The organism is Aeromonas sp. R2-4 (genome assembly GCF_040908365.1).
Classification (GTDB): Bacteria; Pseudomonadota; Gammaproteobacteria; order Enterobacterales; family Aeromonadaceae; genus Aeromonas; species Aeromonas veronii.
The window spans coordinates 131,914-158,096 of sequence record NZ_JBFODO010000039.1 but is presented as its reverse complement, the minus strand read 5'-3'; the positions used below and the strand labels follow the sequence as shown (position 1 = coordinate 158,096).

The window sequence follows — 26,183 nt, the reverse complement described above, 5'->3', positions numbered from 1 at the left end:
TGGTGGAGGGAGAAGGATTCGAACCTTCGAAGGCAGAGCCGTCAGATTTACAGTCTGATCCCTTTGGCCGCTCGGGAACCCCTCCACGGGGTATTGCTTTCAACTTGTCGCACTTGAAATGGTGGAGGGAGAAGGATTCGAACCTTCGAAGGCAGAGCCGTCAGATTTACAGTCTGATCCCTTTGGCCGCTCGGGAACCCCTCCACAAGTGCGAGGCGCATACTAACAGATCTTCCGGTTTTGTGAACCCCCAAGCAGGATTTTTCCATTAAAAGAATTGGATTTGTGGCCGATAACCAGTGAAATCGCCATTTTCGAGAGTTATCTCATGCTGCCCAGTTCAATCCGTAATCACCTGCTCGTTGATGAGGGCCAGTTGGGGCAGCGCCTCAACCGTGACCTGCAGCATGGGGATCGGGCGGATTTCCGGTTGCATCTGGCCCTGCTGACCGACGCGGTGGAGGAGCAGCCCTGGTTTGATGCCAAACCGGTGGCCACTCCCCAGAGCCGTGACTGGCGTCTGCACTTTGCGCTGAGACCGGCAGAGGTGCTGGTGGCTGAAGGGGCGGGGAGTGACTGCAGTGCCATCAATGAGCGGCTGCAGCAGGGGGGAAGCATGGTGGATGTGCGGCTCTGGCTGGCGCTGCAAACACCGCCGCTGGCGGTCAAACAACCGCTGCTGGATGAGGCTGTCTACGACAACCTGTCACCGCTGGCGCGGGAGCGGTTGCAAGGAAAGCTGGCCGATATGCCACGCCAGGAGGATCCGCTGGTACTGTTGCCGATCCTCGACCGTTTGCAACAGGGGGTGGATACCCGGTTGCACTGGCTCAGTTGATGGCGCCTGTTCACTGGTGTAACGCGATGCTTGTCGGCAAATCATAGGCAACAAAAAGGCGGGTGACCCCGCCTTTTTGCTCTTTAGAATTTTAGCCTTGCGGCATGCTATCAAGCGTCAGCTTCATCCGGTTGCGGCTGCTCTTTGAGCGCTGCGTTGGCACGACGGGCAATCGGCTTTTCGGTGTGACGGTTGAGTTGGCGCTCCAGTTTTTGCCCCAGTTCGTTGATGGCGGCGTAGAGATCCTCATGCTCTGCCTGGGCAAACAATTTGCCGTTGGGGATGCCAGCACTGGCTTCGACAGTGAACATCAGACGCTCTTTGGAAACAATCACATGGGGTGTGATGAGAGGCACCTGAAGACGTTCGAGCTTTTCAAAACGGGATTCGATGCGCTCGCGGATAGCCGGGGTGATGTCGATGATTTTGCTGGTAATTTCGATTTTCATATTGGCCCCCTTCGGGTCGTCTTGCTTGTGTCTTCACCTTCAGATTACTCATTGGTAAAGATTGAAATGTGATCCATGTCACATAACCTTCCCTTGGCTATTCAGCAACTTATAAATTGTGATCTTTTCCGGTTTCGTGCCAAAAACAGCTTGAGCTCCATGAAACTGGCAGGCAGTATGACGGGAATAGGATCGTTTCTGTCCCTTCTTGGCAGCACTTCGTGTCGACCTCATGTCCGGTTTCCACTGCTTGATATCGCATGTTTGTACTCTTCCCTCGCAACCTCTGATCTGATGAGCGGATGCAGGGGGCGTTGCTATGCCTGATTGGACATCAAACGTGGTTGGTTGTTGTGTTGGAGTGGTAAATGAAGCAGCAGGCCACGCAAGTCATGTGGTTTTTCGATCGGCAACATGATCAGTGGAGTCTCTCTGATCAGGGGGCCTACCAGCAGTGGCAAGGGGAGGGCAATCATCCCTGGGCCGCTCGCCTGTTACCGGAAGATGAGGCAGGCTTTGCCGACTTTCTCGTCCGGCTTCATGAATCATATCTGCCTGAACAGTTCATCGGTCATCTGAAAGATGATCAGGGGCAGCTCAACCATGTGCTCTGGAGCGGCCAGTTTGTGCCCACCCAGCAGATCTGCTGTGGCTGGCTGGCCCCTCTTGATACCGCCAACAGTGCGGTCTCCTCCCTCAATCTCTCTTTGCCGTTGCTGCAAACCACCCTGCTCACCCAGTTGGCGCAGGCGCTCTCTGCCCGCACTGGGCTCGATTTCTTCAATACCCTGGTCAGCCAGCTGGCTCATATTCTCAAGGTGGATGCGGTCTGGGTGGGGGAGTTGTGCGGTGCCGACCGGGTCAAAGTGCTGGCCGCCGACGGGCTGGCGCAGAAGGACTATCCGCTGGCGGGATCCCCCTGTCAGGAGCTCTACAAGCAAGGTGCCATCTGTTTCGAGGTGATCGACGAGTCGCAGGAGTATCAACCCTGGCTGGCGGCCGGGCAGACTTATTATGGTCAGCCGCTGTTTGATGCCAGAGGCCAACTTCTGGGCCATCTGGCGCTGCTCTATTCGGCCCCGGCAGATACCAGCAATCTCACCTCGGTGCTCAATACCTTCTCGGTACGGATGGTGGCCGAGCTGGAGCGATTGCAATCCGATGCCCAGATGCGCCTCTCTGCCGTGGCGTTTGAGACCCACGAAGGGATCATCATCACGGATCCGGGGTTCAAGATCCTGCGGGTCAACAACGCCTTCAGCCAGATCACCGGCTTTGACAGCCAGTCGGTGCTGGGCCTGCATCTGGAAGAGGATCTCTGGCCCAATCTGGGTGGGCTCGGCTACGAGCTCAATACCCTCAGCCGCTGGCAGGGGGAGACCCAGCGTCGCCATGTCGATGGTCACACCTATCCCCAGTGGGAGATAGTGACACCGGTGCAGGATGAAAAAGGGGTGATCAGCCACTTTGTCATCTGTTTTGAAGATATTTCCGAGCGCAAGGCGGCCGAGCGACGCATTCAGGATCTCGCCTATTACGACGAGCTGACCGGATTGCCCAATCGCCGTCAGCTCCACGAGACTCTGGTGCAGACCTTCAACGAGGCGACCCGCGACGGTCTGATTGGCGCCCTGCTCTTTATCGATCTCGATCACTTCAAGACCATCAACGACTCCCTCGGCCACGCCACCGGTGACTGGCTGCTCAAGGAGGTCGCCGCCCGTCTCAAACGGCTGGTGCGACAGGGGGATTGTCTGGCCCGCCTTGGTGGTGACGAGTTTGTGTTGCTGCTGCCATCGCTCTCGGCCAGCCCGCCCCAGGCGGAGATGCAGGCCGATATCATTGCCGAACGGCTTATCACCGAGATTGCCGCTCCTTATACCTATGTGGGGCAAGTGCTGCACATCGGCGCCAGTGTCGGCATTACCCTGTTTCCGGATCGGGAGCAGGGGGTCGATGATCTGCTCAAGCAGGCGGATACCGCCATGTATCAGGCCAAGTCCGCTGGCCGCAAGACCCGTCGCTTCTTCGATGCCTCGATGCAGCAGCAGGCGGATCGCCGTCTGCTTATTCACAACGAATTGCGTAACGCCCTCAGCCAGCAAGAGCTGACTCTCTACTATCAGCCCCAGCATATGGTCGATGGCGGCGATATCATCGGTGTCGAGGCGCTCATTCGCTGGCAGCCGGCCGGTCGCTCGCTGGTCTCGCCGGCCGAGTTTATTCCCATTGCCGAGGAGACGGACCTGATTGTCGATATCGGCAACTGGGTACTGCACGAGGCGTGCGCCCAGTATGTGCTGTGGGAGGAGAACGGCATCCATATTCCGCAGATCTCGGTCAACGTCAGTGCCAAGCAGTTCCATGCCACCGACTTTGTCGAGCGGATCCACGATGTGTTGGCGCAAACCGGCATGGATCCGGCCTGCCTCAATCTGGAGATCACCGAGTCCGTGGTGCTGGGCCATGCCGAGGACACCATCAGCAAAATGACCGAGCTCAAGGAGCTCGGCATCAGCTTTGCCATCGACGATTTTGGCGCCGGTTACTCCTCCCTGAGCTACCTCAAGCGGCTGCCTGCCGATGAACTCAAGATCGACCGCTCCTTCATTCAGGACATCCCGAAAGATGGCGACAACATGGCCATCGTCGAGGCGGTGATCGCCATGGCGCGACATATGGGGTTCAACGTCACGGCGGAAGGGGTGGAGTCCCGTCAGCAACTGGAGTTTCTCAAGGCGCAGGGGTGCAGTTTCTATCAGGGCTATCTCGCCTCCAAGCCGCTGCCGGTGCCCTATCTGGAGAAATATGTACAGCGGCTGACCAGACCGGAGCAACTGCGTGAAATGCAGCTGAGCGAGTCAGAAAAATAGTCCCTGCTCCCCGCTGTAGCGCTGCCCGGCAACGGGTAGAATGAGAGGCAGTAGACCCACCGCCACCGGGCGGTGTATTGCCCTCAATGGAGATGTTCAGTGAAAGCTGTATGGGGAATTGTTTTGTCGGCGCTGTTTGTGCCGACCCTGATGGCGCAGACTGCCGACCAGACGCTCTACCGTCAGGCGTATGACGCCGTACGGGCCAATGATCAGGCCCGTTTCCAGCAAATTCGTGCCCGTTTGACCCATTACCCCCTGCTCCCTTACCTCGATTACTATCAGCTCGCCTTTCGTCCGGGGGCGGCGGATTACAACGATGTGACCCGCTTTATCCGCCAGCATGGGGATACCCCCCAGTCCAACCGGCTGGAGCGCAGCTATCTGACCTATCTGGCCCAGAGCGAGCAGTGGTCGCAGTTCCTGCGCTTCTATCCGGCCAAGCCGAGCTCCACCGATCTGCTCTGCATGCACTATCAGGCGCTCTATTACACCGGCAAGCCGAAAGAGGCGTTGCAGGGGGCGGGCAAGATCTGGATGAGTGGTCAATCGCGCCCCGATGCCTGCTCCCCGCTGTTCCAGCTGTGGCAGGCATCCGGTCAGCGTACCCAGGAGAAGATCTGGCAGCGGATGACGCTGGCGTTCGAGGCGGAAAACCCCAATCTTATCCGCCACCTTGGCGCGACCCTGGGTAGCGGCTTGCAGAGCTATGGCGATCAGATGGTGACCCTGTTCGAGCAGCCTGCCAAGGCGATGAACCCGGCCTATTTCAGCAGCAACCCCTATTCCCGCAAGCTGCTCTCCCTCGGTTTGACCCGCTATGCCAATCAGGAGCCGGAGTCGGTGCTGCGCCAGCTTGCGCTGTTTCGCAGCCGTTTTGGCCTGACCCAGGCCGAGGTGAAACCGGTAGAGCGTGCCATTGCCCGCCGCCTGCTGCTGGATCGCTCCATAGCCCAGCGCAGCTGGGTCGACAGCACGGTGAAAAAGCTGGCGGATCCTGATATCACCGAGCTGCGGGCACGACTGGCCATCTGGGAGCAGGATTGGCGTGGCCTCTCCGGCTGGGTGAAGATGATGCCGATGGCCCGTCAGAAAGAGGATCGCTGGCGCTACTGGATGGCGCGCTCTCTTGAAGTACAGGGGCAGCAAAAACCGGCGCGGGATCTCTATCTGGAGACCGCCAACCTGCGCGGTTTCTACGGCTTTATGGCCGCCCAGCGCACCGGGGTGCCTTATCGCATCAAGAACCAGAGCGTCAAGCATGTACCGGACTGGCGTACGGCCAGCCAGCGCTGGCCCTTCCTGTTGCGGGTGCGCGAGCTGCTGTCGATGAACGAGATTGCGGCGGCCCGCTCGGAGTGGATCCACAACATGGATCGCAATCCGGTGGCCCAGCGTATCGAGTTTGGTCATATCGCCCTCAATCAGGGGTGGCACGAGCTGGCCATTCTCGCCAGCATTCGCGCCGAAGCGTGGGATGCCCTCGACCTGCGCTTCCCGCTGCCGCTCAAGCGCACCTTCTCCCAGATGGCGCAAGAGCGCACCATGAACACCAGCCTGCTCTATGCCATCTCCCGTCAGGAGAGTGCCCTCTATCCGCTGGCCCAGTCGCCGGTGGGGGCGCGCGGCCTGATGCAGCTGATGCCTGCTACTGCCAAAGAGACTGCCGGCAAGCTGGGGGTCCCCTATCGCAACGAGCAGCAACTGTTTGATCCGGCGATGAATATTCGTCTGGGGAGCGCCTATCTCAAGCGCTTGCTGGATGTCTATGACGGCAACCGGATCCTGGCGGCGGCCGCCTACAACGCCGGGCCAGGACGGGTAAAACGCTGGCGAGAGCAGAGTGACAACAAGCCGATGGACGTGTGGGTCGAGAGCATCCCCTACAAGGAGACCCGCAACTACGTGCAAAACGTGTTGTCGTTCGATCTCATCTATCAGCACAAGCTGCAGCAGCCGCTGCGCTTCATGTCAGAGCGGGAGCTCAATCACGCCTATTGAGTCGGGGGCCGCCAGCCGGCCCCTGTTTTCAAATTTCCCTGCTGCCGGGTATCATCGGGTAAGGTTTTGTTACCAAAGGAAACATGCCTGGTGACCTGGCTCCGGGAATTGCATCAGGCCGCAGGGTATACTCGGGCGTCGGCACCGACAGGTTCCCCCACAATAAAGGAATGGATAGTGGCAACGATTAAAGACGTTTCTCAGCTGGCAAATGTGTCTATCTCCACCGTGTCGCGGGTTATCAACAACACGGCACAGGTAGCACCGGAAAAGCGTGAGGCCGTACTGGCGGCCATGAAGGAACTGAATTTTCGACCCAACAGTTTTGCCCAGGCACTGGTCAGCAAGCGTTCCAACTGCATTGGCGTGCTGGTTGGCGACCTCTGCGGCGGCCCCTTCTTTGCCCAGATGATGCGTGGCATCGAAACCATGGTCGATCAGGCCAACAAGTTCACCATCGTCATGTCTGGCAACCACGATATCGCACGCGAGCGTCATGCCATTCAGGCGCTGCTGCAGCGCCAGTGCGATGCGCTGATCCTCCACAGCAAGGCGCTCCCGGACGAGGAGCTGAGCGAGCTGGCGGCAGGCTCTACCCCCATCGTCTTTATCAACCGTCAGGTGCCGGGCTTTGAGGATCGCTGCGTCTGGCTCGATAACCAGGCGGGGATCACTACCGCGTGCCAGCACTTGCTGGATGCCGGTCATCGCAACATAGCCTTTATCACCTCCGATGATGAAGAGTTTGTCGATGGTCAGCAGCGGATGGCCGGTTACACCCAGACCCTAGCGAGAGCCGGGATCGCCTTTGATCCTGCTCTCGTCAGCCGTGCCTATGCCGACGAAAATGGCGGCTATGTGGCGATGAGTGAACTGCTGGCCCGTGGCGTCGAGTTCACGGCCGTGCTCGGTTTCAACGACGGTATGGTGGCGGGGGCGATCTCTTGCCTGCTGGAGCGGGGTTACAAGATCCCGCAGCAGGTGTCGGTGGTGGGGTTCGACGATATCCCTTACGCCCGCTACATCTATCCCAAGCTCACCACGGTGCGCTACCCCATCGAGGAGATGGGCAGCCGCGCTGCCGAGCTGGCGCTGCGCCTGCTCGATCACAAGCCGGTGGACGGCCTGGCGCTCAAATTTGAAGCCCAGCTGGTGGAGCGTGAGTCAGTCGCCTGACGTGCGTCAGACAGCGAACAACAAGGTGGCCCCATCGGGGCCACACTCTTTTCTGCGTTATCTCTCTAATCCGCTATTTATCCCGCTAGGGCGATCCGCTGCTGGCGGCGTGCCTCCACCCCTTCTGCCACCATATCGAGCAGTTGCCTTGTCTGTTCCCAGCCGATGCAGCTATCGGTGATCGACTGGCCGTAGCACAGCGGTTTGCTGCCAATCTCCTGACGCCCTTCGCAAATAAAACTTTCCACCATGATGGCGGCGATGGCATGGCTACTTGCCCCCAGCTGGTTGGCAATGTCACGGGCAACCAGCAGCTGGCGGGCATGCTGCTTCTGGCTGTTGCCGTGGCTGCAATCGATCATCAGCCGGGGTGACAGATGATGCTGGCGCAGCAGCTCGCCAGCCTCTGCCACATGACAGCTCTGATAGTTGGGCAGGCGGCCACCGCGCAGGATCAGGTGGCAGTCGGGGTTGCCATGGCTGCGCACCAGTGCCAGCTGGCCATCACCGGAAGGCTGGGTATAGAGGTGGGCCGCTCGGCTGGCGAGGATCGCCTCTACCACGATCCGGATATTGCCGTCGGTACCGTTTTTAAAACCGATGGGGCAGGGAAGGGCCGAAGCCAGCTGGCGGTGGAGCTGGGATTCTGTGGTGCGAGCACCGATGGCGCCCCAGCTGATGAGGTCCCCCAGATAGAGCATGCTGGTGAGATCGAGAAATTCGGTGGCACAGGCGAGCCCTTCCTGTCCAAGGGCCAGAAGTAACTCGCGGGCTTGGGTTAGTCCCTTTTCCAGTTGATCGCTGCCATCGAGGTCGGGATCGAAGATAAATCCTTTCCAGCCGAGCGTCGTGCGCGGCTTTTCGAAATAGGTGCGCATCACCAGTTGCAGCTGCTCCCCGTATTGGCCCTGCAGTTCAGCGAGCCGGCCACCATAGTCGCGGGCGGCTGCCGGATCGTGAATGGAGCAGGGGCCGATCACCAGCAGCAGGCGGTCGTCCTCTCCCTGCAGAATATGGCGGGCTTGCTGGCGGCTGTGTGCGATTTGGCGAGCGAGCCGTGCCGGACAGGGTCTGGCCTTTAACATCTCGTCAGGGGTGGGCAGGGTGGCAAGGGGTGAAGCATTCAGAAGTGAGGTGAACATGAGCGATCCTGATGAAAATGGAAATCTGCATGCTCTTTGCTGTCCAGTGGGGATCTTCCCCTTATTCTCTTGGTTAACAGAGCGCGGGCATGGGCCCGCGCTCTGTTATATCGGCCTTGGCTACCTTAGAAGCGGGCTGAGCCGCTGACGTAGTAGCTGCGACCCGGTTCGACGTTCTGGAAGACGGTGTCTTTCTCTTGCAGGCGCACGTCGGTCAGGTTGTTGATCCCCAGTCGCAGGTCAAAGTTCTCGGTGACCTTGAAGCCGGTGCCGAGATCGAAGGTCTGATAGCTGGGCAGCTTGTGCAGTACGACAACCTTGTTAACGGTCTGCTCGGCAAACTGGGTGCCGGTGTAGGTGGTGCCGACAAAGGCATTGACCCGCTCGGTGGCCTGCCAGGTGATCTTGGCGTTGGCCTTGTGCTCCGGCCGCTCGGGCAGAGCCTGACCCTGATCGCCTTCCGCCTTGAGGTAGGTGTAGTTGGCTCCAAGGTTGATATTGTCGGTCAGATCGAGCTTGCCGGTCAGCTCCAACCCCTTGGTGGTGGCTTTCTCCAGGTTGTACCAGGTGCGGTCAGTGGAGTTCGGCAGCTGTTTGAAGGTGAGCATGTCGTCGATGTCGGAGTAGAAGAGGGTGGCGCTGGTTTCCCAGATCCCTTCTCCTGCGATGACACCCAGCTCGTAGTTGGTGCTGGTTTCCGGCTTGACCTTGTCACTGCCATAGATGCGGCAGCTGCCGCCGCAGCTCTCGATGCTGTAACCGTTGGAGTACTGGTGTGGTGCCGGTGCCTTGAAGGCCTGGCTGACACCGCCTTTCACTGTCACCACATCGTTCATCTCATAGACCAGATAGCCGCGCGGGGTGAAGTGGCTGCCGTAGATCTCGTGGTGATCGTAACGGCCGCCCAGCGTGAAGGTCAGGCTGTCGGTCAGGCCAATTTCATCCTGGGCGAACAGCGCCTCCTGAGAGTGACTCTCCTTGCCGCCGATATCCTTGTAGCTCACCGCATCCACCAGCTCCCGGTCCAGATATTCACCACCCAGGGTCAGGTAGTGGTTGGCCAGCGCCAGGTTGGTATAGCCCTTGAGGGTCAAGGTGTTCTCTTCCAGCTCCCGCTGCTGTGGGGCAGAGTAGCTGGTGTTGAAATCGTCGATCTGGGAGCTCTCGTAGTTGGCCATGACGGTGGTGTCACCCCAGCTCCAGTTCCCCTTGTGAGTCAGACCAAACAGGTTGCGATCGTTTTGCTGCTGGCGGCTGTGCACCTTGTTGCCGGTTTTGCGGAAGATATCGAGAGGCCGCTCATCCTGGTTGTAGAGGTAATCCAGCTCGAAGCGCTGCTGCTCATCCACCAGCCAGCTGAGGGTGGAGGCGAAGTTGCGGGTCTGTTTGGCTTCGATAAGGGGGATGCCGTCAGCAGCTTCGGTGGGGGTCCAGGCTTGACGGTCATACACCTCGCCGTTCATCCGGATCAGCAGGTTGTCGGTCAGCGGGCCGGTAAAGCCCAGGTTGGTTCTGTGCTGATCGCCGCCATCCTTGCCCTCGATGGCTTTGAAGTCGGCATCAGCCGCCCCTTGCCAGGTTTTGCCCAGCTGTTTGGTGATGATGTTGATGACACCACCGATGGCATCGGAGCCATAAAGTGCCGACATGGGGCCACGGATCACCTCGACCCGCTGGATCATGCCAAGGGGCACGGGAGTGTTGTCGAAGTTGCCGCCGCGCCACAGGGCATTGGAGGAGGAGAGGCGTTTGCCATCCACCAGCACTAGCGTGTACTTGCCGGACATGCCGCGAATACCGATATCGCTGCGGCCATTGGTGTCAGCTTCAGCCTGAATGCCCACTTCGTGGCGCAGCAGGTCGGCAAGGTCATTGACGGGCGCGGCGGCGATCTGTTCGGCCGTGATGACAGAGATAGAGGCCGGTGCCGAGCGGGTATTGTGCGCCGTTGTGGTGACGGTGATCACTTCATCTGCTTGAGGGGCGTTGCTGGCGGCGATCGCTTGCTGGGTCAGCAGAGTGACGATGGTGGTGGCCAGCAGACTGGGAGCAATAAAACGGGAGGTTGAGGATTTCATTATTTACATCTTCCATAATATACAAATGATAAGCGTTATCATTATCAAGTTGAATTTGCTCCGATCGCAACTCTTTTTTATCGGCGAAGTTCAGTTTCGTTCGTCACCTGCTTTTGACTAAAAAGAAGTCAATGAAATTGATTCTCATTTGTATTGATCGTTTTTTCGCTCCTTGTTAGGATGCCGTTCACCCTGATATCTGGTGAGTCAAATGACTCACTTTAAGTCGTGTCAGGCAGTGATTCATTCCAAGGAGTAGCACCGTCATGTGTGACCATGCACTGGAAGGAGAGTGGCCCGCCACAGCGGTCGGGTTGGATAAAGTGTGCTGTTTTGCAAGCGGTGACAGGGTATTGGTCGCCTCCGGTATCCACGACAGTTTTACCGGCATCCCACCGGAGAAGCTGCTCGCCCATCTGCGTCAGTTGCGCCAGCAGGGGATGGCCAATCCCATCGCCATCGGCGCCATTCCGTTTGATACCCAATCCCCCTGGCATCTGGTGATCCCGGCGCAATCGCAGTGGGTCAAACGGGATGCGTTGTTACCCGCCCGCTGTTGCCAGCTCCATGGCGAGGTGAGCGAAGTGACCGGCTCTGCCCACTATCAGGGGGCGGTACGGGCAGCGTTGCAGCAGTTTAGCGAGGGGCAGCTCGAGAAGGTGGTACTGTCGCGCGCCATCGACGTGCAGAGCGCAGAGCAGACCTCCCCCGCACACGCCTATGGCTCTCTGCTGGCCCAGAATCCGGGCGCCTATGTGTTCCAGATCCCGCTGCCGGATGGGGAGACCCTGCTTGGCGCCAGCCCCGAGCTGCTGGTATCGCGCAGCGAGATGGCGGTGGTGAGCAATCCGCTGGCGGGCTCCCGTCCGCGCCACGCGTTTTCCGATCAACAGGCGGCTAGTGCCGAGCTGCTGGGGGCGCAAAAAGATCGCTATGAACATGCGCTGGTGGCCGATGCGGTCGCTGCGGCCCTCGCTCCCTTCTGCCGCGAGCTGGATGTCCCTCTGGAGCCGCAGGTGATCGCCACTCCTACCATGTGGCACCTCTCGACCCGCATCGCCGGGCGGCTCCATGACCCCTCTCCCGTGCTGGCACTGGCGTTGGCGCTGCACCCGACACCGGCGGTATGCGGCACGCCGCTCTCGGCTGCGCGTCAGACCATCGCCCGGCTTGAGGGGTACGATCGCCGTTTCTACTGTGGTGCCGTCGGCTGGATGGATGCCGATGGCAATGGCGAGTGGGTGGTCACCATCCGCTGTGGCGTGCTGGCCGGCAAGCAGCTGCGGCTCTATGCCGGTGCCGGGGTGGTGGTGGGCTCCTCGCCGGAAGCAGAGTGGCAAGAGACCGCCGCCAAACTCGGCACCATGCTGCGGGCGTTTGGCCTCGAAAGCCGGGAGCCGGAGGTAACTGCATGAAGCCGCAGGTGCCCTTTACCCCCTGGCCCGCCGAGCTGGCAGCCCACTACCGGGCACAAGGGTGGTGGCGCGGACAACCGCTCACCGCCCTGCTCGATGAATCTGCCGAACGTTATCCCGAGCGCACGGCCCTGATCTGCGGGGAACGCACTCTCAGTTATGGCCAGTTAAAGCGTGAGGTTGATGCGCTGGCGGTGCGGCTGGCAGTGCGCGGGCTGGGCCATGGCGATACCGCTCTGGTGCAGTTGCCCAACTGCGCCGAGTTCTATATCTGCTGGTTTGCCCTGATCCGCTGCGGTGTGGTGGCGGTGCATGCCCTCTACAGCCACCAGCGGCGCGAGCTGGTGGCCTTTGCCCGCCAGATTGAGCCCGCCTTGCTGGTACTCAGCCCCTCGCATCCCGGCTTTGCCGGTGAAGCGGGGAGCCTCGCGGCCCTTGATGAGCGGGTATATCCCTCCTGCCAGACACTGCTGTTCGAGCAGGCTGAAGGCGCAGACCTTCAGTCAGGATTTGCATGGCGTCAGCCTGAAACCGTGGCTCGTGCTGATGGTTCGCCTCTGACGGCCACTGCGCCAACACCTACCCCGGCCGATCAGGTCGCCTTTTTCCAGCTCTCCGGCGGCAGTACCGGCACTCCCAAACTGATCCCCCGTACCCACGATGACTATGGCTACAGCGTGCGCCAGAGCGTGGCGGTGTGTGGTTGGGATGAGCGGGTGATCTATCTCTGCGCCCTGCCGGCGCCCCACAACTTTCCCCTGAGCTCCCCCGGGGCACTCGGAGTGTTTTATGCCGGTGGCTGCGTGGTGCTGGCAAAGGATCCTTCCGCGGCAACCTGTCTGCCGCTGGTGCAGCGCCATCAGGTCAACTGGGCGGCACTGGTGCCACCGGCTCTGGCGCTCTGGCTGGAGGCGGCCAGCCACTATCCGCAGACCTCTCTGGAGTGTGTGCAGGTGGGAGGGGCGCGCCTCAGCCCGGCTCATGCCGATGCGGTAGCGAGCCGCCTTGGTTGCCGCTTGCAGCAGGTGTTTGGCATGGCCGAGGGGCTGGTCAACTACACCCGCACCGAGGATGACCAGTGGCACATCGTCAATACCCAGGGCCGCCCGATGAGCTCGGGCGACGAGGTGGAGGTGCGAGACAGCGACGGGCACCCCTTGCCTGATGGTGAGTGTGGAGAACTCTGGACGCGTGGCCCCTACACCTTTCGCGGCTACTTCAAGGCTGATGCCCACAATCAGCGTGCCTTCGACCGGGACGGTTTCTACTGCTCCGGCGATCTGGTCTGCCGCTTGCCCAGTGGCCATCTGATGGTGGTGGGGCGCAACAAGGATCAGATCAACCGGGGCGGGGAGAAGATCGACGCCCTCGAGATTGAAGAGTTGCTGATTACCCATCCAGATGTGCGGCAGGCGGCGCTGGTCGCCATGCCCGATCCCATGCTCGGGGAGCGCAGCTGCGCCTTTCTGATGTGCCGCGAGCCCCTCAATCTGCCCCGCTTGCGCCGTTTCCTGCGCGAGCAGGGGGTGGCCGATTACAAACTGCCCGATCGCCTGGTGCTGGTGGAGCAACTGCCCTACACCCCGGTCGGCAAGATAGACAAACAGACGCTGCGCGAGCAGCTCGCCAAGGAGTGTGCATGACCATTCAATCCCTCGCCGCCTATCCGTTGCCCACCGCCGAGGAGCTGCCCACCGGGCGGGTGAACTGGCCTTTCGAACCGGGCCGCGCCGCCTTGTTGATCCACGATATGCAGCACTATTTCGTCGATTTCTACGGGCCGGACAATCCGCTGATCAATCAGGTCATCGACCATATCGCCACCCTGATCCGTCAGGCGCGTGCCCTCGGTATGCCGGTGGTCTATACCGCCCAGCCCGCCGAGCAGAGTCAGGCCGATCGGGCGCTGCTCAACGACATGTGGGGGCCCGGGTTGACCCGAGCGCCGGAGCGTCAGCCGATTGTTTCGGCGCTAGCCCCCGAGCCGCAGGATACGGTGCTGACCAAGTGGCGCTACAGCGCTTTTTGCCGCTCACCGCTGGCGGAGCTGATGGCCGAATGGGGGCGGGATCAGCTGGTGATCTGCGGCATCTACGGCCATATCGGGGTGATGCAGACGGCGGTCGATGCCTTTATGCGCGATATCCGCCCCTTCCTGGTGGCTGATGCCATCGCCGACTTCTCCCGCGAGGATCATCTGCTGGCGCTCTCCTATGTCAGCCGCAATGCCGGTCGGGTGATTACCGTGGCCGAGGTGATGGCGGCCAGCAAACGCCCCCTGACTCGCGAGTTGCTACGTGATCAGGTGCTGGCGCGGCTGCCCGCCGAGATGCAGCAGGAGCAGCCCACTGAGGATGACAACCTGCTCGACTACGGTCTCGACTCGCTGGCGGTAATGGGGCTGGTGGAAGAGTGGCGCCAGCAGGGGCTGGTGGTGGAGCTGTCCGAGCTGGCCCGCACGCCGACCCTGGCCCATTGGTGGGCGCTCCTCTCCCGTCAGCTTAATGTCAGTCAGGCCAAGGCTCGTCAGGTTAACGAAGATCACGTCAGCGAACCGGAGTGCACCCCATGAGCGAGTGGCAAGGCAGAACCGTCTGGGTGACCGGTGCGGCGCAGGGAATTGGCCATACGGTGGCGCGCACCTTTGCCGAGGCGGGGGCCAGCGTGGTGGCGTTCGATCTGCAGCTGGCCGAGGCGCTGCCCGGCAACGTGAAGGGGGTGGTGATCGATGTCAGCGACAGCGAGGCCGTGACCCGCTGCTGCGAACAGCTGCTCGACGAGGGGCTGGGGCCCGATGTGCTGGTCAATGTCGCGGGCGTACTGGCGACCGGCAGGCTCGATGAGGTGGATGACGCCCTCTTGCAGCGCACCTTCGCCATCAACACCTTCGCCCCCTTCTACCTGATGCGGGCCCTGACCCCCTGGTTTCAGGGACGACGCAGGGGCGCCATCGTCAATGTCTCCTCCAATGCCGGTCGGGTGCCGCGGGTGGGGATGGGCATCTATGGCGCCTCCAAGGCGGCGCTGACCAGCCTCACCCAAACGGCAGGGCTGGAACTCGCCCCCTATGGGGTGCGCTGCAATCTGGTGTCGCCGGGCTCGACCCGAACCCCGATGCTGTACGGCATGTGGCAGGAGGGGGAGGCGGAACAGCGCGAAGGGGAGCTGCGCACCATTGCGGGCCTGCCCGGGCAGTTCAAGCTGGGGATCCCCCTTGGCAAGCTCGGGACACCCGACGAGGTGGCTGCCTGCGTGCTGTTTTTCGCCTCTGATGCGGCCAGCCATATCACCCTGCAGGATCTGGTGGTCGATGGCGGTGCCACCCTGGGGGTCTAGCCCGCACGCTGCCGATCTTGCAGGCGCGACACTCTCTTTATGGAGGAGGCCTGGCCTCCTCGCTTTTCAGCCATGCGGGCAGGGGCTAGTCACTGCTCGCTCGATGTTTGCGCAAGGACATTCCCATGGAACAGACAATGGCGATGCGCGCCACCCACCAGCGTGGTGAGCACCCGCGCTGGCCGCTAACCACCGCTCAGGCGGGTATCTGGTTTGCCCAGCAAAAATACCCGCAGAGCCCCGCCTGCAACACCGGCGAGTACTGGCTGCTGGAGGGGGCGCTGGCTCCCCATCACTTCACCCGAGCGGTGCGTCAGACCATCGACGAGATCCCCGGTCTGCACTACGCCTTTGTGGCTACTGCCGATGGCCCGCAGATGGTGGCCAACCCCGCCTGCTGGCAACTGACCGAGCGGGATCTGCGCAGCGAAGCTGACCCGCTCGCAGCCGCGCAGGCCGAGATGCGTGCGCGGCTGGCCGTCCCCTTCAATCTGGCCGGGGGGCCGCTGTTTGCCACCACTCTCTATCGCCTTGGCGAGGGGCGGTGGGTCTGGTTTATCGCCGTGCACCATATCGCCATCGATGGCTTTGGCCTGAGCCTGCTCTACCAGCGGGTGGCAAATTGGTATGAGGCGCTTTGTGCGGGCGAGCAGCCTGCCCCCTGCCGTTATGCGACTCAGCAGGAGTTGTTGGCCGAAGAGGCGGCCTATAAGGATTCGCCGCGCGCCGCGCGGGATCGCGATTTCTTCGTGCAGCAGCTGGCCGGGGTGGAGAGTCCTGCGTCGCTCTCCCGCCGTCCGGCGCAAGGGCCGGGCCCCACCTATCGTCTTGAGCAGCGGCTAGTGGGCCGCCAGTGGCAGGCTCTGGTGGCACGGGCGAGTCGCTCGGCTTGTCACCCCTACAGCCTGCTGCTGGCAGCAGTGGCCAGCTATGTGCAGCGGATGAGCGGTGCTGGCGAGGTAGTGCTGGGTATTCCGCTGATGGGGCGGCTGGGCTCAGCGGCGGCCGATACCCCCTGTATGAAGGTCAATGTGGTGCCCCTGCGCGTCGAGCTGAGCGGCACCAGCCGGGTAGGGGAGTTGCTGGCACAGGTCGAGCGGCAATTTGCCGCCCTGCGCCGTCATCAGGGCTGCCGTCAGGAGTGGTTGCAACAGCGTCAGCCGGGCCAGCCGCTGTTTGGCCCTCAGGTCAACCTGATGCCCTTTGCCCGTACCCTCAGCTTTGGTGAAGGGCACAACCAGGTTCGTGGCGAGGTGCAGGTGCTGGCAGCGGGGCCGGTGGAGGAGTGCGCCTTCTACTTTGCCGAGGAGGCTGGCGCCATCACCCTGACCCTCGAAGCACATCAGGGGCGCTTCAGCCAACAGGAGAGTGAACGTCATCTGGCCCGGCTGGTCGCCTATCTGGCCGCCTGGAGTGAGGCGGGTGACGAGGCCGAAGCGGTGCGTTTGCCGCTGCTGCTGCCTTGCGAGCAGGCTGAGCTGGCGCGCTGGAACCAAACCGACCATCCGTTGCCGACCACCACTCTGAGCTCACTGCTGGCCGAGGGGCTGGCGGCGGCAGATCAGAGCGCCATCGCGCTGGAGTGTGGCGCCGAGCGCTGGAGTGTGGCCGAGCTGCGTCAGCGTACCCGCCAGCTGACCAGCTATCTGGCGGGAAGGGGCGTGGGTCCCGGTTGTCGGGTGGCGGTGGTGATCCCGCGCTCTCCCGAGCTTATCCTCGCCCAGCAGGCCATCATGGCGGTGGGTGCCGTCTACGTGCCCGTTGACCCTGACTATCCGGCGGAGCGGATCGGCTACATTCTCGCCAGCAGCGATCCTGCGCTGGTGTTGACCAGCCATACGCTTCAGATGCCGCTCGACGTGGCAGCGCCACTTGTCTGCCTCGATGCCCCCGGTGTGGCAGAGCAGCTGGCGGCGGTAGAGTTGGCAACGACAGCACCTTGTGAGCTGCCAGCCCCCAAACCGGAAGATGCGGCCTACATCATCTACACCTCCGGCTCGACCGGTCGGCCCAAAGGGGTAGTGGTGAGCCATGGCGCCATCGTTAACCGGCTGCTCTGGATGCAGCACATGTATCCCATCGGCCCGGCGGATCGGGTGCTGCAAAAGACCCCGGCCGGTTTCGATGTCTCCATCTGGGAGTTTTTCTGGCCCTTTATGACCGGGGCGCGGCTGGTGCTCGCCAAACCGGGCGGCCACAAGGATCCCGCCTACCTTGCCGAGCTGATTGAACAGGCCGGGATCACCACCTTGCACTTTGTCCCCTCCATGCTGCAGATCTTCGTCGCACAAGCCGAGCCTGCATGTTGCAGGTCACTGCGGCAGGTCTTCTGCTCCGGCGAGGCGCTGCCCGCCGATCTGGTGCTGCGCTGGTATGGAACATTTTCAGCCCCCCTGCACAACCTCTATGGCCCGACCGAGGCGGCGGTGGATGTCACCTGGTATCCCTGCCGGGCAGACGAGGCGGTGACCAGCGTGCCCATCGGTTATCCGGTCTGGAATACCAGCATCCACATTCTCGACCCCTGGTTGCAGCCGGTGCCGCCCGGTGTGGCGGGCGAGCTCTGGATCGGCGGCGTGCAGGTGGCGGAGGGCTACTTTGGCCAGCCCGAGCTCACCGCCGAGCGCTTTATTGCCAACCCCTTCGGGGCGGGACGGCTCTATCGCAGTGGCGATCTGGCCGCCTGGCGCGAGGATGGCGCCATCGAGTATCTGGGGCGCCTCGATTTTCAGGTGAAGATCCGTGGTCAACGCATCGAACTGGAAGAGATCGAGCAGGTGCTGCTGCGCCATCCCCGGGTGGCGCAGGCGGTGGTGCTGGCCCCCGAATTTGCCCCCGGCGATCGCCGTCTGGTGGCCTATGTGGTGACCGCAGATAGCACAGAGCTGACGCTGGCCGAGCTGGCACCCGCCCTTGGCGCGGCGTTGCCCGACTACATGGTACCGGGGCTCCTGGTAAACCTGGCTGAGCTGCCGCTTACCCCCAATGGCAAGCTGGATCGCAAGGGGCTGCCGCTGCCCGACATGGCGTCGGCGGTGGGTCAGTCGCTGCCGAAAACCCTGCTGGAGGAGCGGCTCTGTCGCCTCTTCGCCGAGGTTCTGGGGCTGGCGCGGGTCGGCGCCGACGATAACTTCTTTGCCCTCGGTGGCCACTCCCTGCTGGCGGCGCAGCTGGTGGTGCGTATTGAGGAATCAATCGGACAGGATCTCACTCTGGCCAGCCTGTTCGAAGCGCCGAGCCCCGCCCAGCTTGCGCGCCGTCTTGGCGGCGAGCGGGAGGCGATGCCCATGCTGTTGCCCCTGCGGGCGCCCGGTTCGCAGTCCGGCGTATCAGGCCCCACCCTCTTTTGCGTCCATCCCGCAGGGGGGCTCGGCTGGTGTTATGCGCCACTGGTGCCCCATCTGCCGGCCGACATGGCGGTCTATGCCCTGCAGGCGCGAGCACTCTGCCAGCCGGATGCGCCGCTGCCCGCCAGCTTCGACGAGCTGGCGCTCGACTATGTGACCGAGCTGCGTCGTCAGCAGAGCGAGGGGCCCTACTGGCTGCTCGGCTGGTCGCTTGGGGGCATGCTGGTGCACCGGATGGCCGCCATGCTGCAAGAACAGGGACAAGAGGTGGCCATGGTGCTGCTGCTCGACGCCTACCCCTGCCAGCAGTGGCAGACCCAGCCGCTGCCCGACGAGCAGCGGATGCTCGATGCGCTGCTGCGAATGGGGGGGATTGCGGTTGCGGACGATGCGCTCGATTCCCTTACTCGTGACGAGGTGGTGGCCCGACTGGGGGCGGAGGGGAGTGCGCTGGCCATGCTCGACGAGCAGGTGGTGAGCGCCATGATTGAGCTGGTGGGCCACAACAACCGGCTGATCCGTGAGCCGGTCGACTACTGCTACCACGGGGAGGTGATCTTTATCGAGGCGTCAGCCTCTCGCCAGCCCTGGCTGGATGGGCGCGGCTGGGAGTCGCTGACAAAAGGGGAGATCCGCTATGAGCGCTTCCCCTGTCTGCATCAGGAGATGGTGCATCCCGACTGGTTGGCGAAGATCGGCGCCCTTATTTGTGAGCGGGTCGATGGGGTCGGGCAGCAACCGCACATCCGGCAGAAGGAGGACGCATGACCCCGGTTGCCGCCATCCGGGAAGCTTTGCTGGCGGGCAAGCTGGTGGGGCTGGGGGAGCCGCATTGGCACCCGGATTTTATCCGGCGCCAGCATGCCTGGCTGTGTGATCCGGCGCTCTGGGGAGTCATGACCGATCTGGTGCTGGAGTGCGGCAACCGCCGCCATCAGGGCTTGCTCGATGCCTGGCTGACGGGGGAGGAGAGCTGGCAGGGTGAGCCGCTGACGCTGGCACGGCTCTATCCGGTTTGGCTCGACTCCTGCGCCTTTCCTGCCTGGATGGCCCCCGAGTTTCCGGCTCTCTTTTCCGCTCTGCGCCAGAGTAATCTGGTGCGCCCTGAACATGTGCGGCTGCGGGTGCATCTCTGCGAGCCCTTATTCGAGTGGCAGGAGATGAGTCCGGAGCGCTGGCAGCAGCACAACAGGGGGCGGGATCTGGCGCTGGCCGACTATCTTCTTGCACTTCCCGCCCGCGGCGTGGTGGTGCTGGCGGGGGCGCGTCATCTGCTCAAAGCCGCTGGGGATCCCCACTTTGCGCAGCCGACGCTGGGCCAGTTGCTGGAGGCAGCACGGCCGGGCTGGCTGCAGGTGCTTCACCCCTGGCCAATGGCTGATGGAAAGGGAAATGAGAAAGAGGAGCGAGTGTGCGAGCTGGCCGGGATCGCGACTGCCGACCTCTATCCCCACTGGCCGACGCATCCGCCGCTGGAGACTCTTATCGACAGGTTGGTGCGCGTGACTGACCGGGGACGGGAGATGCGAATTTGCCCGACTTTGCTGGCCGAGCCCTGGCGCAGCCACTTGCTAAGTCGCGCTCACTTGCTGCCAGCTGGCATGGCCAGCCAGCTGCAACAGTGGCTGGCGTAACTGCTGGTTGGAGTAACCCCTGACAAGAAGTAACAGCTAACTGAAGTAACTCAATGGGGGAGCAAGGCTCCCCTTTTTCACACTTTGCATCCTGCATTCAGCGCTGCAAAGTTGCACCATTTACGGCATACCTTGACACTCATCGCCGAAAATTCAGCTCCTTCGCTACTTTAAAGAAGTTTCTACTGGTCTTACCTGAGTAAATCCCTTTGCTTTTTATTTAACAAGGTATTTACATCTAGGTGTCACCAGCATCGGTGACGCTCACAACGGCAAGGAGCCAGTTATGACCCATGTCGACATCCCTTTCCTTCGTTACCTCGATGCGGAAGGGTGCCCGGTCGCCACCTTACCGACCTGGCTGGACAAGGCGATACTGCACACCTTCTACCGCAATATGGTGATGGTGCGCAGCTATGACAAAAAAGCGATTGCGCTGCAACGAACCGGCAAACTCGGTACTTTTCCCTCCCATCTCGGCGCAGAAGCCGTGGGGATTGGCATTGGGCTCGCCATGCAGCCGCAGGATGTCTACGTTCCCTACTATCGGGACATGCCCACCCTCTATGTGCGGGGCGTGCCGATGGAGAAGAACTTGCAATATTGGGGCGGTGACGAGCGGGGCAGTTATTTTCTCAAACCCGATGGGACTCCCTCTGAAGATCTTCCCATCTGCGTCCCCATCGCCACCCAGATCACTCATGCCTGTGGCATTGCCTCGGCCTTCAAACTGCGTAATCAACCGCGCGTCGCCGTAGTCACCATCGGCGATGGCGGCACCTCCAAGGGGGATTTTCTGGAGGGGCTCAACTGCGCCGGGGTCTGGCACCTGCCGATGGTCATCATCGTCAACAACAACCAGTGGGCCATCTCGGTGCCGCGCAAGCTGCAATCGAGCGCCCCAACGCTGGCCCAGAAGGGGATTGGTGCCGGGGTGCGCAGCCTGCAGGTGGATGGCAATGATGTGGTGGCGGTCTACGATGCCGCGCGCAGTGCCGTCGAGCGGGCCCGCAGCGGCAAGGGGCCGACCCTGATCGAGGCGGTCAGTTATCGCCTCGGCGATCACACTACGGCCGACGATGCCACTCGCTATCGTGACGGGGCCGAGGTCGAGGCCGCCTGGGCGAAAGAGCCGGTCAAGCGGCTGCGCCAGTTTATGCACAGCAAAGGCTGGTGGGATGAAGAGCAGGAGCAGAGCCTGCTGGCGGAGGCTACCCGAGAGGTCGAACAGGCGGTCGCCCGTTATGAGGCGATGGCGCCCCAGCCGCCGGAGGCGATGCTCGATTATCACTACGCCAGCCTGCCTGCCGAACTCTTGCCCCAGCGCGAGCGAGTGATAGCCAAGGGGATGAAGCAGGAGGTTGGCCATGAGTGAGATCAGTTTGCTGGAAGCGGTCAACATGGCTCTTCACTACGAGATGGAGCACGACCCGGATGTGGTGGTACTGGGCGAGGATGTGGGGGTCAACGGCGGGGTGTTTCGCGCCACCGTGGGCCTGCGCGACAAGTTCGGTTTCAAGCGGGTGATCGACACGCCGCTGGCCGAGGGGCTGATCGCCGGGGTGGCGGTCGGCATGGCGACCCAGGGGCTCAAGCCGGTGGCTGAGTTCCAGTTTCAGGGTTTCATTTTCCCCGGTATGGAGCAGATCATCTGTCAGGCGGCGCGGATGCGAAACCGCACCCGTGGCCGCCTCTCCTGTCCCCTCGTCTATCGCTCCCCCTATGGCGCTGGCATTCATTCGCCTGAACATCACAGCGAGAGCGTCGAGGCGCTGTTTGCCCATATTCCCGGGCTGCGGGTATTGATCCCCTCCAGCCCGAGACGCGCCTATGGCCTGCTGCTCTCGGCCATCCGCGATCCGGATCCCGTGATGTTTTTCGAACCGGATCGCATCTATCGCTCGATGAAATCCGAGGTGGTGGATGACGGTGTCGGCCTGCCGCTGGATGTCTGCTTCACCCTGCGCCCGGGCCGAGATATCACGGTAGTGGCCTGGGGGGCCTGCATTCAGGAGGTGATGCGGGCGGCGAACCTGCTGGCCGAGCAGGATATCCAGTGCGAGGTGCTGGATCTGGCCACCATCAAGCCGCTGGATATGGAGACCATCCTCGCCTCGGTACGCAAGACCGGCCGCTTGCTGGTGGTACACGAGGCGTGTGGCAGCTTCGGGGTCGGGGCCGAGATTGTGGCGCGGGTGACCGAGCAGGCACTTCCCTGCCTCAAGGCGCCGCCCAAGCGGCTGACCGGCGTAGATGCCGCCGTTCCCTACTATCGCAACGAAGCGTATTACCTCATCACCGAGCAGGATATCGCCGATGCCGCTCACCAGCTGATGGAGAACCAGTGGCTATGAAATTTTTCAAATTACCGGATCTGGGTGAAGGGTTGGCCGAAGCCGAGATCGTCGAGTGGAAGGTGAGTGCCGGGGATACCGTCGAGGTCGATCAGGTGCTCTTGTCGGTGGAAACGGCCAAGGCGCTGGTGGATGTACCCTCTCCGGTAGCCGGGGTGATTGCCCGTCTCTGCGGCGCCGAGGGGGATATCCTCCATATCGGTGCGCCGCTGGTGGAGTTCGAGGGGGGGGAGGATGATGGCACCGTGGTGGGCAAGGTGAGCGCCCATCAGCAGCATATCGAGGATCACTTCGTGGTAGGGGCCATTGCCCCGGGGGGATCGCTGGTGCAAGCCATGCCTGCCGTGCGCCTGCTGGCGCAGAAGCTGGGTCTGGAAATCGACCGGATCAAGGGAAGTGGCAGCGGCGGCATGGTGACCGAGCTGGATGTGCAGCAGGCATTCGAGGCCCAGCAGAGCAGTGGCAACGAATTCCTCAAAGGGTCGCGCAGGGCCATGGCCAAGGCGATGGAGCTCTCTCATCAGACTGTGGTGCCGGTCAGCATCACCGACGAGGTGGATTTGCGTCACTGGCGGCCTGATGAGGATGTGACGGTGCGCCTTATCAAGGCCATTGGCATGGCGTGCCGCGCCGAGCCCTCGATGAATGCCTGGTTTGATGGCGACACCCTGTCACGGCGGCTGTTCAAAGAGGTCAATGTGGCCATCGCGGTGGATTCAAAGCATGGCCTCTATGTGCCGGTGATGGAGAACGTGGCCGAGCGGGAGGGGGCAGATATCCGGCAGGGGCTGGATCGGATGATCGCTGATGTTAAGGCGCGCGCCGTGCCGCGCGAGATGTTGCAGGGGGCGACCATTACGCTCACCAACTTCGGTGCCATCGCAGGCCGTTATGCCAGCCCCATCGTCACGCCGCCGCAGGTGGCCATCATAGGGGCAGGCAAACTGTTCGAAAAAGTGGTGTTCATCCACGGTGAAGCGCGTCCCGTCAGGGCATTGCCGCTGTCGATGACATTTGACCACAGAGCCTGTACTGGCGGGGAGGCGGCTCGTTTTCTCAGAGCACTGGTGGAAGCGTTGGAAGCGGCCACCTTATAACGGTTTGTGCCCTGCCGTTGGCAGGGCACAAATTTGTTTGCGTAATCTACAAAGCCACGTATAATCCAAACCAGCTTGAAAGGGCGATAGTTATGTCAATGAATACGATGTTTCACATCTTGTCCTGTTGTTCATAAGTTAATCCCGTTTTTTGAGCTTTACCCGCTGAAAAGCATAAGTAATTATTTTGAATACAGGTTTAAAAGATATGTCTAACATGATCACCGGTACCGTTAAGTTTTTCAACGAAACCAAAGGTTTTGGCTTCATCCAGCAAGAAAACGGCCCGGACGTTTTCGTTCACTTCAGCGCCATTCAAGGTAACGGTTTCCGTACCCTGGCTGAAGGTCAGCGCGTACAGTTCTCTGTGACCCAAGGTCAGAAAGGCCCGCAGGCTGAGAACGTAACCGCTCTGTAATTCTTACAGAATTTAAGAAAGCCGTGGTACCTCTGGTGCCACGGCTTTTTGTTTATCTGGCTTCTGCTACTGACTCCCATGTGCTGAATCATGCTGCTATCGCTCCTGCTTGCTGCCACCTTGACTCCGACGTCTGATGCGCCGGTACCGGTTCAATCCGCGATGGAAGCGCAGGTGATCTGCCAGCAATTTGTCCAGGTCCGGATGGGCACTGCACAGCAACCCGATGAGGTGAATGCGCGACTGGTGCCTGAAAGGGAGGGGGAGTGGCTGGTGGATGGCAAAGTAAAAGGACCCGAAGGTCCTTTGCTGTTTGCCTGTCATCTTCACCAAGGGGAGCGCTGGGAGCTACTCAACTTTTCACTCTGGGCACCACAGCCGGTCAAAGCGGTTTGAGTGCGACCAGCAGATGTTGCAGGTGTTCAACCATGGTCATGCCAAACGGGGTGAGATAGCCGCCATCTTCTGCGCTGATGAGCCCCTGTTGATGCAGACGGGCTGCCGCCTGGCACAACTCTTCAGACATATCGCTGCGTAATTTAATCCCCAGGCTCATGTTGGCCGGATCAAAGCATGCCAGTATTTTCAAATCGTTCACGAATTCGTTAGAAACCTGGTCGATCCCAATCATGGAGTTACTCCTTACGCTAAAGATGTATGCAAACTAGCATCCCCGGATCCACTTTAGTGGGCGCTGGCTCAAATTATTGATCTTTGGCTGGATGCTGTGTTTCAAATGCTGTTTTTTTCGGCGTAATCAGATGGTTGGCTGACAGCTTCGCCAAGGGCCGAGCCGGATCAAACGTGGTAGGATAGGGCACTTCTTTATATCGGACGGTCTATTGGTGGCTGTTCGCCCTGTTCAAGGTATCGCTCATGGTCAAGATCACTCTGGTATCCCTGCTGCATTCACTTTGTGCCCGCTTTCCGGTTTACCCCGCTGCTTCGTTGACGTCACTGCTGGATGCCCATCAGGGCGAGGTATGGTTGCCTGCACGCAAGGGGGCCGACATTGCGCTGTTACGCAAGCATGCCAAGGGAGCTCATGAGCTGGCGTCACTCGATGCGGGCTGGTGTGATTTTGCCGCCAGCGACAGCGGTGATACACCCGAGCTGGATGCACTGGCCAACTACGACAGCGAGATGATGGATAACCTGCTGATGTACTGGCACACCGCCGCCAAGATCAACAGCCCGATCACCGATAACCTGTTCGAGCTGCGTCGCGAAGTGGTGGATGAGGCCCACGGTGCCAAACTCGCTGCCGCCTGGGAGCAGCAACAACAGCTGCGTTTTGAGCAGCTGATGGCGATGGCGGCCAATGGCCGGGATCTGCTCTGCTTTGTCGAGGTGGAGTCCGCCTACTGGCTGCGGCAAAAGCTGAGCGAGCAGCCTGATGTGGAGCTGATCACCCCTGCGTTGTAAAAGGGGCAATATGATGGCTGGCAGCCTCGTTATCGAGGAGGCTGCTCTATCCTTATTTGCGTCATTGTCCTCCCCATCCGGTGCCAAGGGGCTGCAAGCTGGACAAGCTGACGACAAGATGTGAACATGGCGCCCTTTATCGAGAGAGAGACTTGGCCAATGAGCTATGAACTGAGCGACACCGAGCGCAATGCCGCGCTGCAACTGAACGCTGATTACCGTTACGATCACTTCATCAGCAAGCTGGTCGAGCATGAAGAGCTGTTCGTCCTGACTGACGAGCATGGCGTCATGATGCTGACCACCGATGATGAAGATTGCATTCCGGTATGGCCGCACCCGGAGTACGCCAAGGCGTGGGCTGAAGGCGAGTGGGCCGATTGCAAGCCGCAGTCCATCACCCTCAAGGTATGGCTGGAGCGCTGGGTTGACGGTATGGAGCAGGACGAGCTGTGTGTTGCCGTGTTCCCGACCCCGGATCAGGAAGGCATCGTACTGGAGCCGGCCGACGTGGCTGACGCCATTGCCGAGAAGCAGGCCAAACGCGGCTGATCACCGCTCGATTCGCAACACCGGTTGCCAACAAAGACCCCGCTATCT

21 protein-coding genes and 2 tRNA genes are annotated in these 26,183 nt (G+C 61.2%); 17 read left to right on the top strand and 6 right to left on the bottom strand.

The features are described from left to right. Both AB5Z05_RS15490 and AB5Z05_RS15485 read right to left on the bottom strand, forming a co-directional pair. Positions 1–85 (bottom strand) — tRNA-Tyr (locus AB5Z05_RS15490). Between the two features lie 34 nt (positions 86–119). Next, a tRNA-Tyr gene (locus AB5Z05_RS15485) sits at positions 120–204 on the bottom strand. Positions 205–328: 124 nt separating this feature from the next. On the opposite strand from AB5Z05_RS15485, the gene AB5Z05_RS15480 reads away from it, so the two are divergent. Beyond that, entirely contained in the window at positions 329–838 is a 510-nt protein-coding gene (locus AB5Z05_RS15480) for a VC2046/SO_2500 family protein (protein WP_265061165.1), read from the top strand. A gap of 110 nt (positions 839–948) precedes the next feature. Here AB5Z05_RS15480 and raiA read toward each other — a convergent pair whose 3' ends face one another. Continuing rightward, positions 949–1,287 (bottom strand): ribosome-associated translation inhibitor RaiA, encoded by a 339-nt coding sequence (raiA, locus tag AB5Z05_RS15475; protein WP_005334257.1) that lies wholly within the window; start codon positions 1,285–1,287, stop codon positions 949–951. A 368-nt stretch (positions 1,288–1,655) separates the two neighbouring features. Here raiA and AB5Z05_RS15470 point away from each other — a divergent pair, with 368 nt between their 5' ends. The 3 genes from AB5Z05_RS15470 to AB5Z05_RS15460 all read left to right on the top strand — a co-directional run bounded on the left by AB5Z05_RS15470 (position 1,656) and on the right by AB5Z05_RS15460 (position 7,337). After that, a complete protein-coding gene (locus tag AB5Z05_RS15470; RefSeq protein ID WP_368152119.1) occupies positions 1,656–4,160 on the top strand; it encodes a putative bifunctional diguanylate cyclase/phosphodiesterase in 2,505 nt (834 codons plus the stop codon). Between the two features lie 99 nt (positions 4,161–4,259). Beyond that, positions 4,260–6,161: a transglycosylase SLT domain-containing protein gene (locus tag AB5Z05_RS15465; protein ID WP_368152118.1), complete on the top strand. Its 1,902-nt coding sequence runs from the start codon at positions 4,260–4,262 to the stop codon at positions 6,159–6,161. A gap of 177 nt (positions 6,162–6,338) precedes the next feature. Continuing rightward, entirely contained in the window at positions 6,339–7,337 is a 999-nt protein-coding gene (locus AB5Z05_RS15460; protein WP_069527099.1) for a LacI family DNA-binding transcriptional regulator, read from the top strand. 77 nt (positions 7,338–7,414) lie between these two features. Here AB5Z05_RS15460 and AB5Z05_RS15455 read toward each other — a convergent pair whose 3' ends face one another. Both AB5Z05_RS15455 and AB5Z05_RS15450 read right to left on the bottom strand, forming a co-directional pair. Further along, positions 7,415–8,479, bottom strand: a complete 1,065-nt coding sequence (locus AB5Z05_RS15455) for a 3-deoxy-7-phosphoheptulonate synthase (protein ID WP_368152117.1) — start codon at positions 8,477–8,479, stop codon at positions 7,415–7,417. 125 nt (positions 8,480–8,604) lie between these two features. After that, positions 8,605–10,557, bottom strand: coding sequence for a TonB-dependent receptor (locus tag AB5Z05_RS15450; protein ID WP_368152116.1), 1,953 nt, complete (start codon positions 10,555–10,557; stop codon positions 8,605–8,607). A gap of 266 nt (positions 10,558–10,823) precedes the next feature. Between AB5Z05_RS15450 and AB5Z05_RS15445 the strand changes: the two genes are divergently transcribed. The 11 genes from AB5Z05_RS15445 to AB5Z05_RS15395 all read left to right on the top strand — a co-directional run bounded on the left by AB5Z05_RS15445 (position 10,824) and on the right by AB5Z05_RS15395 (position 24,554). Next, positions 10,824–11,972 (top strand): isochorismate synthase MenF, encoded by a 1,149-nt coding sequence (locus AB5Z05_RS15445; protein ID WP_368152115.1) that lies wholly within the window; start codon positions 10,824–10,826, stop codon positions 11,970–11,972. Beyond that, on the top strand, positions 11,969–13,615 hold the full coding sequence (locus AB5Z05_RS15440) for a (2,3-dihydroxybenzoyl)adenylate synthase (protein WP_368152114.1): 1,647 nt from the start codon (positions 11,969–11,971) through the stop codon (positions 13,613–13,615). The genes AB5Z05_RS15445 and AB5Z05_RS15440 overlap by 4 nt, the downstream gene beginning before the upstream one ends. After that, complete coding sequence (locus tag AB5Z05_RS15435; protein WP_368152113.1) at positions 13,612–14,544, top strand: isochorismatase family protein; 933 nt, start codon at positions 13,612–13,614, stop codon at positions 14,542–14,544. The genes AB5Z05_RS15440 and AB5Z05_RS15435 overlap by 4 nt, the downstream gene beginning before the upstream one ends. Beyond that, on the top strand, positions 14,541–15,308 hold the full coding sequence (gene dhbA, locus AB5Z05_RS15430; RefSeq protein ID WP_368152112.1) for a 2,3-dihydro-2,3-dihydroxybenzoate dehydrogenase: 768 nt from the start codon (positions 14,541–14,543) through the stop codon (positions 15,306–15,308). Before AB5Z05_RS15435 ends, dhbA begins: the two co-directional genes overlap by 4 nt. Before the next feature lie 125 nt (positions 15,309–15,433). Next, positions 15,434–19,423 (top strand): amino acid adenylation domain-containing protein, encoded by a 3,990-nt coding sequence (locus AB5Z05_RS15425; RefSeq protein WP_368152111.1) that lies wholly within the window; start codon positions 15,434–15,436, stop codon positions 19,421–19,423. Beyond that, positions 19,420–20,289, top strand: a complete 870-nt coding sequence (locus AB5Z05_RS15420) for a hypothetical protein (RefSeq protein WP_219263623.1) — start codon at positions 19,420–19,422, stop codon at positions 20,287–20,289. The genes AB5Z05_RS15425 and AB5Z05_RS15420 overlap by 4 nt, the downstream gene beginning before the upstream one ends. Positions 20,290–20,575: 286 nt before the next feature. Next, positions 20,576–21,664: a pyruvate dehydrogenase (acetyl-transferring) E1 component subunit alpha gene (pdhA, locus tag AB5Z05_RS15415; protein ID WP_064338306.1), complete on the top strand. Its 1,089-nt coding sequence runs from the start codon at positions 20,576–20,578 to the stop codon at positions 21,662–21,664. Beyond that, a complete protein-coding gene (locus tag AB5Z05_RS15410; RefSeq protein ID WP_368152110.1) occupies positions 21,657–22,643 on the top strand; it encodes an alpha-ketoacid dehydrogenase subunit beta in 987 nt (328 codons plus the stop codon). The genes pdhA and AB5Z05_RS15410 overlap by 8 nt, the downstream gene beginning before the upstream one ends. Then, positions 22,640–23,740, top strand: coding sequence for a dihydrolipoamide acetyltransferase family protein (locus AB5Z05_RS15405; protein ID WP_368152109.1), 1,101 nt, complete (start codon positions 22,640–22,642; stop codon positions 23,738–23,740). The genes AB5Z05_RS15410 and AB5Z05_RS15405 overlap by 4 nt, the downstream gene beginning before the upstream one ends. Positions 23,741–23,948: 208 nt before the next feature. Continuing rightward, on the top strand, positions 23,949–24,158 hold the full coding sequence (locus tag AB5Z05_RS15400; RefSeq protein ID WP_005302803.1) for a cold-shock protein: 210 nt from the start codon (positions 23,949–23,951) through the stop codon (positions 24,156–24,158). 90 nt (positions 24,159–24,248) lie between these two features. Then, positions 24,249–24,554, top strand: a complete 306-nt coding sequence (locus AB5Z05_RS15395) for a hypothetical protein (RefSeq protein ID WP_108540234.1) — start codon at positions 24,249–24,251, stop codon at positions 24,552–24,554. Here the strand turns inward: AB5Z05_RS15395 and AB5Z05_RS15390 are convergent. Next, entirely contained in the window at positions 24,541–24,789 is a 249-nt protein-coding gene (locus AB5Z05_RS15390; protein ID WP_005334209.1) for a TIGR02647 family protein, read from the bottom strand. The two genes, AB5Z05_RS15395 and AB5Z05_RS15390, sit on opposite strands and share 14 nt — an antisense overlap. 245 nt (positions 24,790–25,034) lie before the next feature. Between AB5Z05_RS15390 and AB5Z05_RS15385 the strand changes: the two genes are divergently transcribed. Both AB5Z05_RS15385 and AB5Z05_RS15380 read left to right on the top strand, forming a co-directional pair. After that, a complete protein-coding gene (locus tag AB5Z05_RS15385) occupies positions 25,035–25,583 on the top strand; it encodes a hypothetical protein (protein WP_151287064.1) in 549 nt (182 codons plus the stop codon). A gap of 159 nt (positions 25,584–25,742) precedes the next feature. Then, positions 25,743–26,135, top strand: coding sequence for a DUF2750 domain-containing protein (locus tag AB5Z05_RS15380; protein WP_005334204.1), 393 nt, complete (start codon positions 25,743–25,745; stop codon positions 26,133–26,135). Positions 26,136–26,183 lie beyond the last annotated feature (48 nt).